The 1,274-nt window shown below is 56.8% G+C and carries 2 protein-coding genes; one reads left to right on the top strand and one right to left on the bottom strand.

Going from position 1 to position 1,274, the window contains the following annotated elements; translation table 11 throughout:
• The coding region (locus GTN70_04165) for a hypothetical protein (GenBank protein ID NIO16183.1) at window positions 1–290 on the bottom strand (290 nt) is incomplete at its 3' end.
• Between the two features lie 391 nt (window positions 291–681).
• Here GTN70_04165 and GTN70_04160 point away from each other — a divergent pair.
• The coding region (locus GTN70_04160) for a methyltransferase domain-containing protein (GenBank protein NIO16182.1) at window positions 682–1,274 on the top strand (593 nt) is incomplete at its 3' end.

Here is a 1,274-nt window from a genome sequence, read left to right as displayed (position 1 = left end):
AGGATGTAGAAGGTCCGCCCATTTCTCTCGAAGTCCATGACGAGGCCCTTTTCGGCCATCCCCGCAAGGAGGGGTACCAGCTCCTGCATCCCCACCCCCGTCAGCCGCGATATCCTGGAAAGGGAGGAGAAGATTATGGGCATCCGGGAAGCCACGAAGGCCTCCTGCTCCGTGTAGAGCAACTTCAGGATCTCGAAGATCTCCCGGGAAGGGGGAGCCCCGATCACAAACCTGTCGAGCCTTTTCTGCAGCTTTCCGTAAACACCGTGACCGCGGGACAGATGACCCATTGGCGCCTCCGGGAGAAATGGGCAACACGCATCCCATTATCGCAGAGAAGGCGCAAACGTTTCAAGGGCCAGATTGTCACCGGGAACGGGGAGGGGGACTTTCCCTTATGACCGGGCCGCGGTCCCGGGTCGATCCAGGCGGACGGCGATAGTTGTTGCTTTTCAGACGGCGTTGATTTATCATCATTCTATTCCGCGGACATAAAGACTTTTCCAGGTCCGGGGCAGTAGACGGCTTCCCGGCATCATCAGGAAGGGAAAGATCAGTGTCCTTTTTGTACGGGTTTCCGGCAGGGTCCGGAAACGGGAGCACCAAAAAACAGGGAGGACCAGGCTTCTTCGGCAATCCATCGGAACCTGAACCGAACGGCAATTTCGGGAGGCGGCAATCATGGGCTTTTACTCATCCCTGAGCAATTACTACGACCTTATCTTTCCCGTTTCTGCGGAACAGGAGCAGTTTTTCGCTGAGCTCGTCCGTGATTTCAAACCGCAGCGCGTCCTCGACGCCGCCTGCGGTTCGGGAAGCCAGCTCCTGTGCTTCGCAAAGCGGGGGCTTACCTCCTTCGGCTTCGACGCGGACCCGGAGATGGTCAAACTGGCGAGGAAGAAGCTCTCCGGCTACGAAAATGCCACCGTCGAGATCGGAAAGTTCGATCAGATAACGCAGCTTTTCGAGCCCGGCTTCGACCTGATCATGAACATCGGAAACTCGATCGTCCACGTGCCGAATGACGATGCCCGGCAGTTTATCGCCGACGCGCACGACATGCTCAACAAGGAGGGGCTGCTGCTCATCCAGACCCTGAACTACGACAGGGTTTTCGATCAGAGAATAGAGGAGCTTCCCCTGATCACCGTGTCCACGCACGACCTCTCCTTCCGTCGCTCGTACACCTTTACCTCAAACAAGAAGGTCATCTTCAAGACCACGATCGAAGTTCCCTCGGAGGGGGTCACCATTTCCAACTCACTGCCTCTTTT

Source organism: Deltaproteobacteria bacterium (assembly GCA_011773515.1).
In the GTDB taxonomy this organism is placed as follows: domain Bacteria; phylum Desulfobacterota; class Deferrimicrobia; order J040; family J040; genus WVXK01.
The sequence above is the reverse complement of the archived record's forward strand: the minus strand, read 5'-3'. Positions and strand labels throughout refer to the sequence as shown.